The sequence below is a fragment of the Trinickia terrae genome (genome assembly GCF_005144415.1).
In the GTDB taxonomy this organism is placed as follows: domain Bacteria; phylum Pseudomonadota; class Gammaproteobacteria; order Burkholderiales; family Burkholderiaceae; genus Trinickia_A; species Trinickia_A terrae.
This window is the reverse complement of record NZ_SWJE01000002.1, coordinates 1-14,104: the sequence shown is the minus strand read 5'-3', so window position 1 is coordinate 14,104 and position 14,104 is coordinate 1. Positions and strand designations below refer to the sequence as shown.

General features: G+C 57.1%; 12 protein-coding genes and 2 pseudogenes. 11 read left to right on the top strand and 3 right to left on the bottom strand.

Features of this window, described 5'->3' with window-relative positions; all coding sequences use genetic code 11:
• Positions 1–17: 17 nt before the first annotated feature.
• The 5 genes from FAZ69_RS03230 to FAZ69_RS33745 all read left to right on the top strand — a co-directional run bounded on the left by FAZ69_RS03230 (position 18) and on the right by FAZ69_RS33745 (position 4,700).
• The gene (locus FAZ69_RS03230) at positions 18–1,433 is read left to right on the top strand and encodes an FGGY family carbohydrate kinase (protein ID WP_136892524.1); all 1,416 of its coding nucleotides are present in this window, start codon (positions 18–20) and stop codon (positions 1,431–1,433) included.
• Positions 1,434–1,524: 91 nt separating this feature from the next.
• Complete coding sequence (locus FAZ69_RS34395; RefSeq protein ID WP_206171169.1) at positions 1,525–1,656, top strand: triose-phosphate isomerase; 132 nt, start codon at positions 1,525–1,527, stop codon at positions 1,654–1,656.
• Between the two features lie 103 nt (positions 1,657–1,759).
• The gene (locus FAZ69_RS03220) at positions 1,760–2,527 is read left to right on the top strand and encodes an inositol monophosphatase family protein (RefSeq protein WP_240702096.1); all 768 of its coding nucleotides are present in this window, start codon (positions 1,760–1,762) and stop codon (positions 2,525–2,527) included.
• A 250-nt stretch (positions 2,528–2,777) separates the two neighbouring features.
• Positions 2,778–4,307, top strand: coding sequence for an amino acid permease (locus FAZ69_RS03215; protein WP_136892523.1), 1,530 nt, complete (start codon positions 2,778–2,780; stop codon positions 4,305–4,307).
• A 15-nt stretch (positions 4,308–4,322) separates the two neighbouring features.
• The gene (locus FAZ69_RS33745; protein WP_240702095.1) at positions 4,323–4,700 is read left to right on the top strand and encodes a hypothetical protein; all 378 of its coding nucleotides are present in this window, start codon (positions 4,323–4,325) and stop codon (positions 4,698–4,700) included.
• Between the two features lie 59 nt (positions 4,701–4,759).
• On the opposite strand, the gene FAZ69_RS03205 is transcribed toward FAZ69_RS33745, so the two are convergent.
• Positions 4,760–5,491, bottom strand: coding sequence for a FadR/GntR family transcriptional regulator (locus FAZ69_RS03205; RefSeq protein WP_136892522.1), 732 nt, complete (start codon positions 5,489–5,491; stop codon positions 4,760–4,762).
• Between the two features lie 53 nt (positions 5,492–5,544).
• On the opposite strand from FAZ69_RS03205, the gene FAZ69_RS03200 reads away from it, so the two are divergent.
• The 6 genes and pseudogenes from FAZ69_RS03200 (at position 5,545) to FAZ69_RS03175 (ending at position 11,519) form a co-directional block, all read left to right on the top strand.
• Positions 5,545–6,324: a gamma-glutamyl-gamma-aminobutyrate hydrolase family protein gene (locus FAZ69_RS03200; RefSeq protein ID WP_136892521.1), complete on the top strand. Its 780-nt coding sequence runs from the start codon at positions 5,545–5,547 to the stop codon at positions 6,322–6,324.
• Between the two features lie 16 nt (positions 6,325–6,340).
• Positions 6,341–7,207, top strand: coding sequence for an ABC transporter substrate-binding protein (locus FAZ69_RS03195; protein WP_206171168.1), 867 nt, complete (start codon positions 6,341–6,343; stop codon positions 7,205–7,207).
• Complete coding sequence (locus FAZ69_RS03190) at positions 7,204–8,316, top strand: amino acid ABC transporter permease (RefSeq protein ID WP_136892520.1); 1,113 nt, start codon at positions 7,204–7,206, stop codon at positions 8,314–8,316. Before FAZ69_RS03195 ends, FAZ69_RS03190 begins: the two co-directional genes overlap by 4 nt.
• Complete coding sequence (locus FAZ69_RS03185) at positions 8,316–9,059, top strand: amino acid ABC transporter ATP-binding protein (RefSeq protein WP_136892519.1); 744 nt, start codon at positions 8,316–8,318, stop codon at positions 9,057–9,059. Before FAZ69_RS03190 ends, FAZ69_RS03185 begins: the two co-directional genes overlap by 1 nt.
• Before the next feature lie 199 nt (positions 9,060–9,258).
• Positions 9,259–10,365 carry a branched-chain amino acid ABC transporter substrate-binding protein gene (locus FAZ69_RS03180; protein WP_136892863.1) on the top strand — a complete coding sequence of 369 codons (1,107 nt, stop codon included), beginning with the start codon at positions 9,259–9,261 and terminating at the stop codon, positions 10,363–10,365.
• Between the two features lie 150 nt (positions 10,366–10,515).
• A pseudogene (locus FAZ69_RS03175) lies at positions 10,516–11,519 on the top strand (IS3 family transposase).
• A 61-nt stretch (positions 11,520–11,580) separates the two neighbouring features.
• Here FAZ69_RS03175 and FAZ69_RS03170 read toward each other — a convergent pair.
• Together FAZ69_RS03170 and FAZ69_RS03165 are read right to left on the bottom strand one after the other, a co-directional pair.
• Positions 11,581–12,248, bottom strand: a pseudogene (locus FAZ69_RS03170) (transposase); the annotation flags it as partial.
• 451 nt (positions 12,249–12,699) lie between these two features.
• Positions 12,700–13,839 carry a nuclear transport factor 2 family protein gene (locus FAZ69_RS03165; protein ID WP_136892518.1) on the bottom strand — a complete coding sequence of 380 codons (1,140 nt, stop codon included), beginning with the start codon at positions 13,837–13,839 and terminating at the stop codon, positions 12,700–12,702.
• Positions 13,840–14,104 lie beyond the last annotated feature (265 nt).

Genomic DNA, 14,104 nt, shown 5'->3' with positions numbered 1-14,104 from the left:
AGAGAGGAGCCGGTGCGATGCGAATTGCAGCAATTGATCAGGGCACGACCAGCACTCGCGTGCTGGTAGCCGACAGCAACGGAGGGGCGGATATTGTCCATTCCGTGCGCCATCGGCAGCATCATCCGAAGGCAGGTTGGGTCGAACATTCGCCGGAAGAACTGCTCTCGAACCTGAATGCGTGCATTGAAGCAGCCGGCACGATTGACGCCATCGGAATCGATAATCAGGGAGAAAGCTGCCTTGCCTGGGACGCTGAATCAGGCGAAGCACTGTCGCCGGTGATCGTGTGGCAGGACAACCGGACGGCAGACCTGTTGAAGAACCTCCGAGAACATGGCGCGGAAGAGTTGACACTGTCCCGGGCCGGTTTGCCGCTCGACCCGTATTTTTCGGCGTCGAAGCTCGCATGGCTGCTGACACATAACGATCGCGTAAAGCAGGCACAGCGAGCCGGCACGCTGCGCCTTGGCACGACGGACGCATACTTTCTCGACCGTCTGACGGGGCGCTTCGAAACGGACACCACCACGGCATCTCGTACGTCCCTGATGAACCTTGAAAGAGGCGAATGGGACGAGGACCTGTGCCGCCTGTTCGGCGTACCCCTCGAGTGCCTTCCGGAGATTCGGCCAACCGTCGGCGAGTTTGGGAGCGTTGGGACGATTCCCGTGACCGCTTCGATCGTCGACCAGCAAGCGGCGTTATATGGGCACGGGTGCCGAAAAACGGGCGACGCGAAAATTACCTTTGGCACCGGTGCATTCGCACTGACCTTGACCGGAAACCAGATCGTTCGCGCCCCGGAGCAGGGGCTGCTCCCCACTGTCGCATGGCGGATTGGAAACGACATCACCTATGCGCTCGATGGCGGCGTCTATGACGCGAGCTCGGCTGTGGAGTGGGCAGGGAGACTGGGTCTGTATTCCGACCTGTCCGAGATTTCGACGTTCGAGACGCCGCCGGCCATCTCGCAAGGACTTGCATTCGTGCCGGCGCTATCCGGCCTGGCGTGTCCGCACTGGAATCGTGGCGCTGGGGCGCTATGGGTTGGCATGTGCGCATCGACGACAAAGGGCGACCTTTGTCAGGCTCTTCTCGAAGGTGTTGCACTGTGCACGTCAGAGGTCATCGCCGCGATGATGGATCGTGTGAACGTCACTGACCGGCTGTCGGTCGACGGTGGGTTGGGGCGAAATGTGTATTTCGTCCAGTTCCTTGCTGATGTCCTCGAACGAACGATTGTGACGCAGCGTTTCCACGAATTGACCGCATTCGGTTGCGCAGCGCTTGCCTCGATGGGCCTCGGATCGGCGTTGCCTGAGTACAAAAACGCATCGACGGTTTTCCACCCGTGCCAAGACAAAGCGACGGTGGGTGAATGGAAGGCCCGCTTTGCTGAAGCGGTAACTAGGTCGAAAGGCTGGAGATAGGCAAAGGTTGGTGGAGTAATCTTGCTCATCGTATTAACTGTATAGGAATGCTTCTTATACAAGCAAATTTAGATTGCCAATAGCTAATGCAGTGGACCTCTTCGCTGAGACGAACATCGATGGGGCGCTGATCGAGGGCGCGTCGCTTGACGCGACGGAATTCACTGCAATCTACACGGCTGCGCATCGAGCGGTGCAAAAGGCAATCGCCGCATCAACGTGATTGATTGAGTTGACGCTCGCCTGGCGGAGCGTCCCAGTAAGACAAAAAGCTGGGCGTTTCTGTGATTCGCGCCATCGTCTCTTTGTGCATAGTGGAGGGCAGCATGTCTATGGCCGACTTTTGTCAATTCCTCGAGCTACTGGGTTACGAAGCGCGTTCGATTGCGCTCACGTACTTCCGGTCGAGCCTTGACGTCATCACGAAGTCGGATGAAACACCCGTCACCATAGCTGACCGGGAGATCGAAGAGAGATTGCGACAGATGATTGCTTCGCGATTTCCGTCGCACAACCTGGTTGGCGAGGAGCACGGGGGGACGATTTCATCCGGTATCAACTGGGTGATCGACCCGATTGATGGGACAAAGAGCTTTATCTGCGGAATCCCGCTATTCGGAACGCTTGTCGCGGTGCTTCGCGACCGCCGGCCGATTCTCGGATTGATTGAAATATCTGCGCTGCGTGAGCGATGGATCGGTCACGGCGGCTACACGACGTTCAACGGCGAACCGTGTTCAGTGAGTCAATGCAGGCGCCTCGCTGACGCGCGCCTTTGTGCGACTGACCAGCGAATGTTTTCCGGAAACCGGCTTGCCGCGTTTGAGTTGCTTTCCCAGGTGGTGCGGATCACGCGGTTTGGAACTGATTCGTACGGTTACGCGTTGCTCGCCTCCGGCCACGTGGATCTCGTCGTGGAAGCGGACCTTAAGTTTCACGATGTTATGGCGCTAACACCGGTGATAGAGGGTGCGGGGGGCGTTGTAACGACGTGGTCTGGGGAGCCGATTACCGACGACTTCAAAGGCGACATCCTGGCTGCATCCACCGCGGAGTTGCACGCTGAAGCTATGCAAATGCTCACGGGACGCTAAGGCACCGGATTCGATGCAGGCTGGCAAATGGCGAATTTCTGCACAAAAGTGACTGTTCGGGTAAATTATTAGACTGTTCGGGCATTAAATTGTTGCAAATTTTTTTGTTCGGGCTATAGTGCCTTGACTGATTGCTCATCTTGATCGGCTTTCGGGCAAAAACTGGCGTTGTAAGTGAACGCCCGCAGTCACGGGAGGCTCGGCAACGAGCCAGCTGCTGTGCGTAGGTGCGAATCAGGAGCGCAAAACTATGGCTTCGGACAATGTTGAAGGGGTGGCGAGCGGTGACGAGGACGCAAGGTTGCTTGCGAGCCTCGGTTACAAGCAGGAACTGTCACGAAGGATGAGTGGCTTTTCGAACTTCGCGATCTCGTTTGCAATCATTTGCGTGCTCGCGGGTGGGGTCACTGCGTTCCCACAGGCACTTGGCGCCGGCGGCGGGATATCAGTCGGGTTGGGCTGGCCGGTGGGCGCTTTGTTTGCTGTTGTCGTCGCGCTCGCCATGGCGCAAATTGCGTCCGCATACCCGACAGCCGGCGGGTTGTATCACTGGAGTTCCATTCTTGGCGGTAAGGGGTGGGGATGGGCCACGGCGTGGTTCAACCTGATTGGCCTGATTTTCGCGGTGGCCTCGATCGACTTCGGGCTTTACGACCCGTTTTTCAGGTCGTTCATCGCGCCTTTGCTGGGAGTGAAGGTCGACGCATTGGGGTGGGGCACGCAAACCACCTTCATTGCGGTGTGCATCGCGACACAGGCGCTACTCAACCAGTACGCCCCGCGGTTGACAACCCGGTTCACCGACTTGTCCGGTTGGCTGATTTTCCTCGTGGTTGTTGTGCTCATCGCCGCGTTGCTGTGGTCCGCGCCCGCACATCTGGATTTTGGCCGGCTTTTCACATTCACGAACTTCACTGGCAAAGAGGGGAGTCCGTGGCCGCAGGACGGTAGCACTGTGAGCGTATTTCTTTCGGGGTTGCTGCTGACGGTCTATACGATCACTGGTTTTGATGCGTCGGCACACACGGCAGAAGAAACTCACAATGCCAGCCACACCGTGCCGAAGGGCATTATCACCTCGGTGATTTGGTCCGGGATCTTCGGGTACGTCCTCATCTGCACCTTTGTGCTTGTGATGCCGGATATCGCGCAAGGCGTGAAACAGAATGGTGATTTCTTTTCTGCGTTGCTCGCACCGTTGCCAGGTTGGCTGCGCGTCGCATTGGGTGTAGCAATTTTCGTCATCAACTACCTTTGCGCGTTGGCAGCGCTGACGTCGACGTCGCGCATGATGTACGCATTTGCTCGTGACGGGGGGCTGCCTGGCTCAAGTTGGCTTCGACGTATCAACCCGCGCACCAGCACGCCGGGGCCGGGTATTTGGGTGACCGCGCTGCTCGCCATGGCTGCGACTCTCTACGGAGATGCATTTGTCGTGCTGTCCACGGGCTGTGCAGTGTTGCTCTACCTGTCGTACATCATGCCGACCGCGGCGGGCGTCCTGGCGGAAGGCCGCCACTGGTCAAGGAAGGGACCATTTGATCTCAAGTCGCTCTCACGACCTGTAGGGATACTCGCCGTAATTGGTGGCGCCATCCTGGTGTTCACGGGTGTGCGTCCGCCAAACGAGAAGGTGCTTTACATGGCTATCGGGATGTCGGTGATTCTGCTCCTGCTCTGGTGGGGTGCAGGGGTTCGCAACCGGTTCCGCGGCCCTCCGTTGAGTGAGAACATCGCCAACGAAGACCCCAAAAGGGCGATCAGCGCTACGGGAAGGTAGGAAAAGACCACACGCGTGGGCCTGGACGCGCTGATTCGAAAGCAGCGCGCGTCCGAACTGTCGGAGTCGGAAAGCGCAATTATGAAAAATATTGCGCTTGAAATCATTGTCGATGATCTGGACCACACGTTGGCGGTTTGGGCTCGCGGCGAGGCGCTGGGATGCGTTTCGACGGCGTGTACCGCACTGACCGGATACCCGTTCGTGCCGGCCTTCGCACAAATTGGCATCTTCGTGGCCCTGGCAAGCATGGTGTGGTTCTATCCGGTGCTTGCGGGTCTGTTTGTCGGCGTCGTTGCACTTGGCTATGTCTTCTTCCGACTGACACGCCGTGCACGCGGCGAAGCGCCGTCGGACTCGATGATCCCCTCCCAGGCCAGGGTGAACGAATGAATCAACGCGCTCGGCGTCCGACGCTGCAAGACCGATTTTGCGGCAATGTTTAGCCCACCTTACGTCCGATACGCTTTCGACATGCTACTGCTCCAGTCATACGTCGACTCCACATGCACAAGCATTTCTCTACGTGCGGCTTCCGGGTTCCTGCTGATGATTGCGGAAATGAGGGCGTCATGCTGCATCGACGCCGTGTCCTTGGCAAGCCTGGGTGTGGGCTGAGGAAGAATCAGAATATTCAACTTCTCCTGAATCTGGATCTCCTCACGCAGCAGGTCGGCGGATCTCGACGCCTCGGCTATCAAGGTGTGCAGGCGTGCATCAGCCATCCGTCGCGGTGCGACGTCGGCAGCGCAGCGCAGAAATTCGGCTGCAGCTTCTTGGATGAGTTCGAAGTCGCGCGCGGCGCCGCGTTCGGCTGCCAGATAGCAAGCTTCACCAGAAATCGCTCGACGCCAATCGGTAAGACTGCGTAACTCCTGTGCAGTCATTGAACTGGTTTGCGCCGCCTTCCTCAACCGTTCGCCAATGTCACTCGCGACAAATGATCCGCCGAACCGCCCACGGGTCGTCACGACGAGCCCGAATTCACGCAGCGACGCGAGCGCATTGCGCAGGGTCATTGGCGCGACGCCAAGCGACCGGGCGAGTTCGTCTTCACGCGGCAGCTTGTCGCCGGGCTTGAGCTCGCCTGAGGTAATGGCTTCGGTGAGCCGACGCACGATCGCTTCAGGCGCACTTTGCCCACTTACTGGGGTAAACGACGAGACAGAAAGTTTGTTAGTCATAAACTCTAAATGATATAGTTTTGTGACGTGATCAACCTTATCACATTTTCGTCATGACACAGAAAAACGCCTCCCATGCGGCAACTGCACCCCGGGTCCTCGTCTCCGGATCCTTCGACTCGGATTTTGCCACTGCAATCTTGAATTCGGCGATCCGTAACCTCGCGGATAACACACTGAAGCACCTCGACGGCACGGGTGTGACCGCCGTCATCGTCAACGCGACCTCGTCTACCACGTCGCCTGCCGAACTCATCGATGAATACGACGGCCTGATCGTGCTCGGCGGCTCCGATGTCCATCCGAAAATGTACGGGCAGGAGGTCGAAAACAGTTGCGTGTACGGGATAAATCCGCGCGCAGACGAATTCGAGATTTCGCTCGTACGCGGTGCCGTGGCTGCCCGGATGCCGGTAATGGGAATTTGCCGTGGTATGCAGGTGTTCAATGTCGCGCTCGGTGGCACGTTGGTTCAGGACGTCGGTGCCGGCACCATTCACAACGTCGCGGAAGACAACTCCGCTATGACGGAACACCCCGTACGGATCTTGCCCGGGACGAAGCTCGCAGAAATCTTAGGCGATGGAGAGATTGGCATTCAGTCTGCGCATCACCAGGCTGCCGACCGACTGGGGGAGGGACTGATCGTCTCGGCAGTTGCGCCTGACGGCGTCGTCGAGGCTATTGAGCTCAGCGACTCCTGGGGAGTAGGTCTGCAGTGGCATCCGGAAGACTCGAATGCCGACCTAACGCATGTCGACATGTTGTTTAAGGCATTTGCAGCGCAGTGCGCGCTCCACGCACGCGGCCGGACATCCGCGCCAACCGTTTAATCTCAAGGAAATTACGATGAGCATGCCCTCGAACACCACCCGAAGGTTTCTCTATTCGGCTCTCACGCTTGCCGGCGTTGTCCTGTCGTGCCCGGCACACGCGGCGGACAGCTATGCTTTCGGCTCCTGCAAGCCGACGGGCAAGCCAAACAGCGTTTCGCTCACGACGCTGGATAAGGATACGCTGACCGTTGCGACGGTTCTACCCAATCCAGGCTGGTGGAACGGTACTTCCCCGAACACCATTGAAGGCGGCTTTGAATACTGCCTGGCCGCAGATATCGCGTACCGAGCCGGCCTGCACCACGTCAAGATCAGGAACATGGCGTGGGACCAGTATATTTCCGGCACGGCTACCGGCTACGACATCGCGTTGTCTTCGACCACTATTACGGACGCACGCAAACGGATTTTCAATTTCTCGCGTCCATACTTTTCCTCGAACCTTGGCGTTGCGATCAGGGCGTCGGCGGATGTAACCGAGGGAAACATCCGCACCAAGCGGATCGGTGTGCTCCAGGGGAATGTCGGTGCTGAGTGGGTGGCGCACACCCTGAAGCCGAAAGCGGTCTCGGTCTATCAGAGTCAGACCGATATGTTTACGGCGCTGGTCGCGGGTCAGGTCGGCGCCGTGATCACGGACACGACGCTCGCCCTCAGTCAGATAAAAGAGTCGAATGGTGCGCTGCGTGTTACCGGGCAATACGCGCTGAATCAGGGCTACGGCGTCATTACCCCGCGCGGTTCGGCTAACACAGACGCCGTTGACAAGGTGGTCGGAGAACTCGTCACCGATGGTTCCGTGCAACAACTGTCGACTACTTATCTTCAACCGATGTTTGGAGTCGATCCAAACGCGGTACCGGTCTGGAGCGTCAAATGATTACCGCCAGCCCTGCAAACCCGGATGTCTTTTCTCCGGACGCACTTAGCCCTGCGCCACCTAGCCGTGCCTTGGCATTTGCCTCTCTCGCATTGTCACTGGTTCTGCTTTTTGCAGTGGGCAGTATCGGTGGTGTTGCGACGAGTCACACTGAGGCCCATTCGATCGGACATACGATTGGCTTGGTGCTTAGTACCGCGGGCGTGCTTGCTGGCGCATCTGTGCTCTGGTTTGCGTTTCGTTCGGTCAAAGCCTCCTTGAAAAGTGCACAGGAGAGCAGGCTGCGTGAGACGCTGGCAGCGCGTGCGAGCGCCGAAATCGCTCGGCAAGATGCTTTAATTTCGTTCAGCCTCGCGACTGCGCTGGCGATCGGAATCGCGCTTGTCCTGATCGTTACGATGAACGACGCAAGCATCGAGAAAACGTTCCTGCGGTGGGATCTCATCCAGGACAGTAGCCTCGACGTACTGCGAGCGTTTGGTATGAACGTCTGGCTTGCGGTGGTTTCGCAATGTTTCGTGCTCGTCTTCGGCTTGGCGCTGGCGGTGGCCCGCATGGTGCCAGGCCGTGCCGGCCGACCAGTACGCGCTCTCGCGATCGCTTACATCGATACTATGCGCGCGGTTCCCGCTATCATCGTGCTGTATCTGGTGGGATTCGGCCTCCCTATCGCGAAGATTCCGGTGCTTAGCGATCTGCCGCCGGAGTGGTTCGCGGTTCTGGCGCTGACCTTGACGTTCAGCGCATATGTAGCCGAGATCTATCGATCGGGGATCGAGTCGATTCATATGTCGCAATGGTCGACAACGCGCTCTCTCGGCTTCTCCTACGCGCAGACATTACGCTACGTCATTCTTCCGCAGGCTGTTCGTCGCGTCATTCCGCCTCTGCTCAGTGCATTTATCGCGCTTCAGAAGGACACCTCGCTCGTCAACATCATCGGAACCATGGATGCGTTCAATCAGGCGAAGTTCTATGCCTCGGCGAACTTCAACCTGTCGTCGGTCACTGTTGTTGCGGTGTTGTTCGTCATCTTCACAATTCCTCAAACCCGCTTTGTTGACTGGATGCTGTCGCGAGGTGTTGCGCTCCGGCTGGGGAGAAAATAATGTCGTTTATCGAGCTCGTCGGACTAAAAAAGAGTTATGGGAAGCACGAGGTTCTGAAAGGCATCAACCTCAATGTTGAGCGGCATCAGGTGGTAACGTTGATTGGCGCGTCGGGTTGCGGGAAGTCCACCTTGCTTCGTTGCCTGAATTCGCTTGAAACTATTGATGATGGGCAGGTTCGAGTGGGGGGCGACGTCGTATCTGGGCCAGGTGTCGACGTGAACCGTTTGCGTCGAAAGGTAGGGATGGTATTTCAATCGTACAACCTCTTCCCGCACATGACGGTGCTGCAAAATATCGCGCTGGGACCAGTCAAGCTGCTCGGTACGAGTCAAGCGGAGGCCCAGGAGGATGCGCATGCGCTCCTGCGCCGGGTGAATCTTGACCATCGAGCAAATTACTATCCGGATCAATTGTCCGGCGGACAGCAGCAGCGAGTCGCAATTGTTCGCTCGATTGCGATGAAACCGCAGGCGTTGCTGCTGGATGAGATAACTTCTGCGCTCGATCCAGAACTGGTTGCCGAGGTTCTCAATATCGTCCGGGATCTGGCTAGCGACGGAATGACCATGTTGCTGGCGACACATGAAATGCACTTTGCTCGAGAGGTGTCTGACCTCGTCGTGTTCCTTGAGCAGGGACATCTCCTTGAACAAGGTCCGCCCGAACAGATCTTTGGAGATCCCCAAGAAGATCGCACGAGAGAATTCCTCAAGCGGATCGTCGCAGCAGGGCGGCTATAAAAAGTCAACGGCGACGGGAGTTTTCTGAGGCCTCCAAGGTCTCGCAGCGCGGCATGCGGAGACTGGTCGATTTGGCTGTGAAATTCTGAGTCTGCGGTTGTTATATAGGATTGCATATTAAAATGTGAACTGCAGGATAACGTTTCTTGAGGGAGAGATCGTGAATACGGTTAAACAAAATGCTTTTTTGGCCATTGTGATGGCGGCAATTCTTTCAACCCAAATGACCAGCGCATTTGCTGATCAGGTCGTGCGCATCGGATTCGCTGCACCACTGACGGGCGCGAGCGCGCGGGCGGGGAAAGATGCGGAGAACGGTGCGAGGCTCGCTTTGGAAGAAATCGGCTCGAAGGGGCTAGTAGTCGCCGGTAGCAAAGTTACGCTTGAGCTCGATTCTGAAGACGACGCAAACGATCCAAGAACTGCGACGCAGGTCGCACAAAAACTTGTTGACGATAAAGTTGTTGCGGTTGTCGGACACGGTAATTCGGGAACGTCCATTCCTGCAGCAAAGATATATAGCGACGCGGGAATCGCGCAGCTCTCGCCGTCTGCGACGAATCCCCAATATACCCTGCAAGGGTTCAAAACCACATTTCGTGTGGTTGCAACGGACGCTCAACAGGGACCAGCGTTGGCCGATTATGCCTCGAATACGTTAAAGCTTAAACGCGTAGCAGTTGTGGACGACGCGACTGCATATGGGCAGGGGCTGGCGGACGAATTCGTCAAGAAAGCGAAGGCGCTCGGCGTGACGGTGATATCGCGGGATGCGACCAGCGATAAGACAATTGACTTTCGTGCGATCCTGACAAAGATAAAAGCGGAAGCGCCGGATGCCATCATGTACGGCGGGATGGACGCCACTGTTGGGCCGTTCGCCAAGCAGGCCGCCCAACTTGCCATCAAGGCAAAAATTCTGGCTGGAGACGGGGCCTGCACGGAACAATTGGCGAGCTTGGCTTCGAGCGCTGCTGAAAATGTAATTTGCTCAGAACCGGGAATTGCTATCGAGAAGATGCCTGGGGGCGCAGCGTTTGAGAAGAAATACGAAGCTCGCTTCCATGAACCAATCCAGTTATATGCGCCATTTGCGTACGATGCGGTCTATGTGGTCGTTGATGCTATGAAACGCGCAAACTCGACCGATCCTGCCAAAATCGTCGTGGCGCTGCCGCAGACTGATTATCGCGGTGTCATTGGTGAAATTCAATTCGACGAACATGGGGACATCAAGCACGGCGCCATTTCCGTATATACCTATCGTGCCGGGAAAAAAGTCTTCATTGATTCGTTGAAGATGTAGCTTTCCTAACCGAGGCGCACGCCCTTCGATTTTTGACACAAAGTCGTCGGGGCGACGAAGTACAGAGGTGGCCGCGCGAAATCGGACAGGCGGATAAGTGGAACGCCCGGGGTCTGAGCCAGCGATAATGCCGGCAAAGGAACCCGGAAGATGACGAAGAGAACCCGACGGACGCACTCAGCGGCGTTCAAAGCGAAAGTGACACTGGCGGCAGTCAAGGGCGAGCGGACTCTGGCCGAATTGGCGCAGCAGTTCGATGTCCACCCGAACCAGATCAGGGAATGGAAACGGCAGTTGCAGGAGCGTGCGGAAGACGTGCTCGGCGTGGCCGGCACGCTCTCGAATGAGCCGCCGGTAGATCTGAAGGCGCTGCACGCGAAAATCGGGCAGTTGACGCTGGAGAACGATTTTTTAGAAGGCGCGCTCACGAAAGCAGGATTGTTGAGCGCAAAGCGATGATTGACCGTTCGCATGCGTTGCCGGTTTCGCAGCAGGCTCGGCTCGTCGGCATCGCGAGATCGAGCGTGTATTACCGGCCACAGCCGGTGAGCGAAGCGGATCAGTTGTTGATGCGGCGGATCGACGAACTGCACATGGAGTTTCCGTTTGCCGGCGCGCGGATGCTGGTGCGTCTGCTGCGCGGCATGAAGATCGACCGGGCCAATCAGGCGTGGGCATTGGACACGACCTACATTCCGATGGCGCGAGGCTTCGTGTACCTGACGGCGGTGGTGGACTGGGCGAGCCGGAAGGTTCTTGCGCATCGAGTGGCAATCACGCTTGAAACGGTGCATGCCGTTGAAGCGCTTGAAGAAGCGTTCGCCCGGTACGGGCCGCCCGACATCGTGAATACGGATCAGGGCAGTCAGTTCACGGCGAATGCGTTCACGGAAGCCGTGCTGGGCCGAGGCGTCCGGCTGTCGATGGACGGCAAGGGAAGCTGGCGGGACAACGTATTCGTCGAGCGAGTGTGGCGCAGCATCAAGTACGAAGAGGTCTACCTGAAGGCGTACGAGTCGGTCAGCCATGCCCGGCGCTCCATCGGCGAGTACATCAGCTTGTACAACCGGAAACGGCCCCATTCGAGCCTGGCGGATCAGACGCCGGATGAGGCATACTTCGCGACGCTGCCTGCGATCAAATCGGCAGCATGATTGCCTCGGGCATTCCACTTAAAAATCTCAGAAAACTGTCCGAACGAACGGCGCCACCTCTCAGGCGCGTGCCGTCGGCCAACTGGTCGGCCACGAAGTCCAGGCTCCAAACCTCATTGGGGTGACTCGGTACGCAACGCTCTCGGCGCGACACGACCATCTTGTGCCGCTTAGGCAGCTTCGAGCGCAGTTGCAGCTGTTCCTCTGCATACAGCCGATAGACTCGGTTGCGGCTCACGCGCCAGCCTTCGCGTTTGAGCAGCACATGCACCCGCCGGTAGCCAAATCGGACACACGTCTGGGCGATCTCGTGCATACGCTGGCGCAGCGCCGTCTGGGGATCTTTGACGCTGCGGTAGTAGTGCGTGCTGCGCGCCTGCTTGATCAATCGGCATGCCTGCTGCGTGTTGAGGCCGTAGTGACCGACGATGTAGTCCACGGCTTGCCTCTTCAGCGCGGGCGGGGCCACTTTTTTGTGGCGATGTCCTGCAGGATCGCCTTGTCCAGACTGAGCTCGGCGACCAGCTTCTTAAGCCGTGCATTCTCGTCCTGTAACTGCTTCAGTTCGCGGACCTAGTTCGACCCCAGGCCCGCGTACTGCTTCTTCCAGCGGTAATACGTCTGTTCCGAAATCCCCAACTGCCGCACCAGATCGGCCACCGGCATGCCCAACTCGGCCTGCTTGAGCGCCGCCACGATCTGTTCCACCGAGTACTGTTTGCGTTTCATCGCCACCTCCCTCAAAGGCAAACGCGCGTCGAAACACTAGCACTCATTTCTGTCCAGGATTTCTATAGCAGATCACTCGATTTGTCTTCATTGTCGGGGCCATCCTTAGAGCGCATCTGTCCCGTGCGATGTGCCGGGACTTATCTCGCTTGCAATCGATCGTCCCAATTGCGCTCCCCCAATATTCTTTTTTTTCAAAGATTGAACTAACGGCAAGTTTTCTTGGCAAGAGTAAACATGCCGAAGAGGAGGGCGCGCCCATTTGATGAAAAGTGTTACAGGGCATTGGTTTTATGACGCGCCCGTAATTCCCCAATTCGCATGAAGCGAATCAGTAATTTGACCTTTGGCTCGGAGGCGAGGTCCTCATCGGCGATCCAACCGTAAGTGGACGGAGTGCAAAACTCCCTTCGACCTACACGCTCACGATGTGAACAGTTGGCTATCCTTGCTACGAACTCTGCAGGTTTTGATCTACGATTCCAGCGGCAAGCAGCGTCGCTCGGATGAAGTCATAGGACGATTGTTGAAGTTGGTAGGTGTCGAATTTCACTGACATCCGGCGAATCTTGCCGTTGTATAGGTCTAAGGATGTGGATCCGTTAAGGCCATTGCGATTCAAACCAGTGTTGGAATATTGACCTCCAGCCTTCCACTCAAAGCCACCGCCGGATTGCCCGCCGACGATGTGCACGAGAGTGGAGCCGGTGCAATCTGGAAGCACTCCCTGAAGTGTGAAAAATAGTTTGGAAATTAGTTCGAGCCCCTGGATCTGTATCGTCTGGTCGTAGTTCCCATAGAGAACGGGACCTTGATGAAGCAACGGATTGACGTAAATCGCATCGCCAGTGAAGAACGATTGGATCGAGGTAGGGTTGCCGCTCACGAGAGCGGAGTGAAACCGTTGCGCGAAGTCGATCATCTCCGGAGATGCAGAGGGTTGGCCCGTCGCACTGGTCGTTAGCGCAAGTTTTCCGGGTGCTGCAAGAGCACTTGAGGAGTGGGGGATTCCGCCAGGGTGAACTGGAGCATTTGGAAATACGACACCCTGAGTGACTGCAGGACCAACAATGTCGGATTCGCCTAGTTCTCTGGAATCCCAGTAGTCTGTCATCCTTACAACCAGGCCATTGTCGAAATCAAATACCCTCTGTTCTGTCCCTCCGTTCGTAGAAAAAAAGGTGTTGCGAAGGCTGACCTGCTCAACGATAGCGCCGAAGTTAATGTCGCCCGTAACATAGAAGGGGGTGGCAGTGTTTGTGGTGCCAAGCACCTGCAATTCGCCGCTAAACAGCTGATTGACTGCGGGGGTGAGGGCGTTGATTCCCTGGAAGAGAAGATTAACGGTGGCATCAGAAAACGACAGTGCGCTCGATTGAGCCAGACGCGCGAGCCAACGGCTTGGAATCCCGCTGTTCCAATCCTGATAGAAGGCTCGGAAAAAAGCCCAAGTCGTTTCCCGGGTTATTTCTGCCGAGATGGCCGATTGGGGCCCCAAGATGCTTTGACCGAATGCGCGCTCCGCTGCGAGAGCAAGCGGCACGGTTGCAGCAACAGATCCAAGAAATTTGCGGCGGCTGAAAGCAGTCATGCGAGTCATCTCCTGAAGAGGCGCAGAGCGGACGCCCTGCGCATGCGAGTGCCAGTTCTACGGCCGAAAAGCATCCGGGCGAGAATGGCTACACCATTTCGCTGGCAAAGTTATTCGACAGATCCTGCGGCTTCGACGAACAAGTCGATTGCGGGCTCGACATCTGGATGAACACGATAGCGGCCAAAATCACGCACGCCTTCCTCCCGGAGGATTTGTTCGTCGAGATAGAGCTGACCCGTACACTCGCGCGCGCGCCGTTGGA

What these genes read in the sequence shown, in the direction of transcription:
- FAZ69_RS03215 (WP_136892523.1), top strand. Translation starts at nt 2,778, where the DNA reads ATGGCTTCGGACAATGTTGAAGGGGTGGCGAGCGGTGACGAGGACGCA.
- FAZ69_RS03185 (WP_136892519.1), top strand. Translation starts at nt 8,316, where the DNA reads ATGTCGTTTATCGAGCTCGTCGGACTAAAAAAGAGTTATGGGAAGCAC.
- FAZ69_RS03200 (WP_136892521.1), top strand. Translation starts at nt 5,545, where the DNA reads ATGACACAGAAAAACGCCTCCCATGCGGCAACTGCACCCCGGGTCCTC.
- FAZ69_RS03195 (WP_206171168.1), top strand. Translation starts at nt 6,341, where the DNA reads ATGAGCATGCCCTCGAACACCACCCGAAGGTTTCTCTATTCGGCTCTC.
- FAZ69_RS03190 (WP_136892520.1), top strand. Translation starts at nt 7,204, where the DNA reads ATGATTACCGCCAGCCCTGCAAACCCGGATGTCTTTTCTCCGGACGCA.
- FAZ69_RS03220 (WP_240702096.1), top strand. Translation starts at nt 1,760, where the DNA reads ATGTCTATGGCCGACTTTTGTCAATTCCTCGAGCTACTGGGTTACGAA.
- FAZ69_RS03230 (WP_136892524.1), top strand. Translation starts at nt 18, where the DNA reads ATGCGAATTGCAGCAATTGATCAGGGCACGACCAGCACTCGCGTGCTG.
- FAZ69_RS03180 (WP_136892863.1), top strand. Translation starts at nt 9,259, where the DNA reads ATGGCGGCAATTCTTTCAACCCAAATGACCAGCGCATTTGCTGATCAG.
- FAZ69_RS03205 (WP_136892522.1), bottom strand. Translation starts at nt 5,491, where the DNA reads ATGACTAACAAACTTTCTGTCTCGTCGTTTACCCCAGTAAGTGGGCAA.
- FAZ69_RS03165 (WP_136892518.1), bottom strand. Translation starts at nt 13,839, where the DNA reads ATGACTGCTTTCAGCCGCCGCAAATTTCTTGGATCTGTTGCTGCAACC.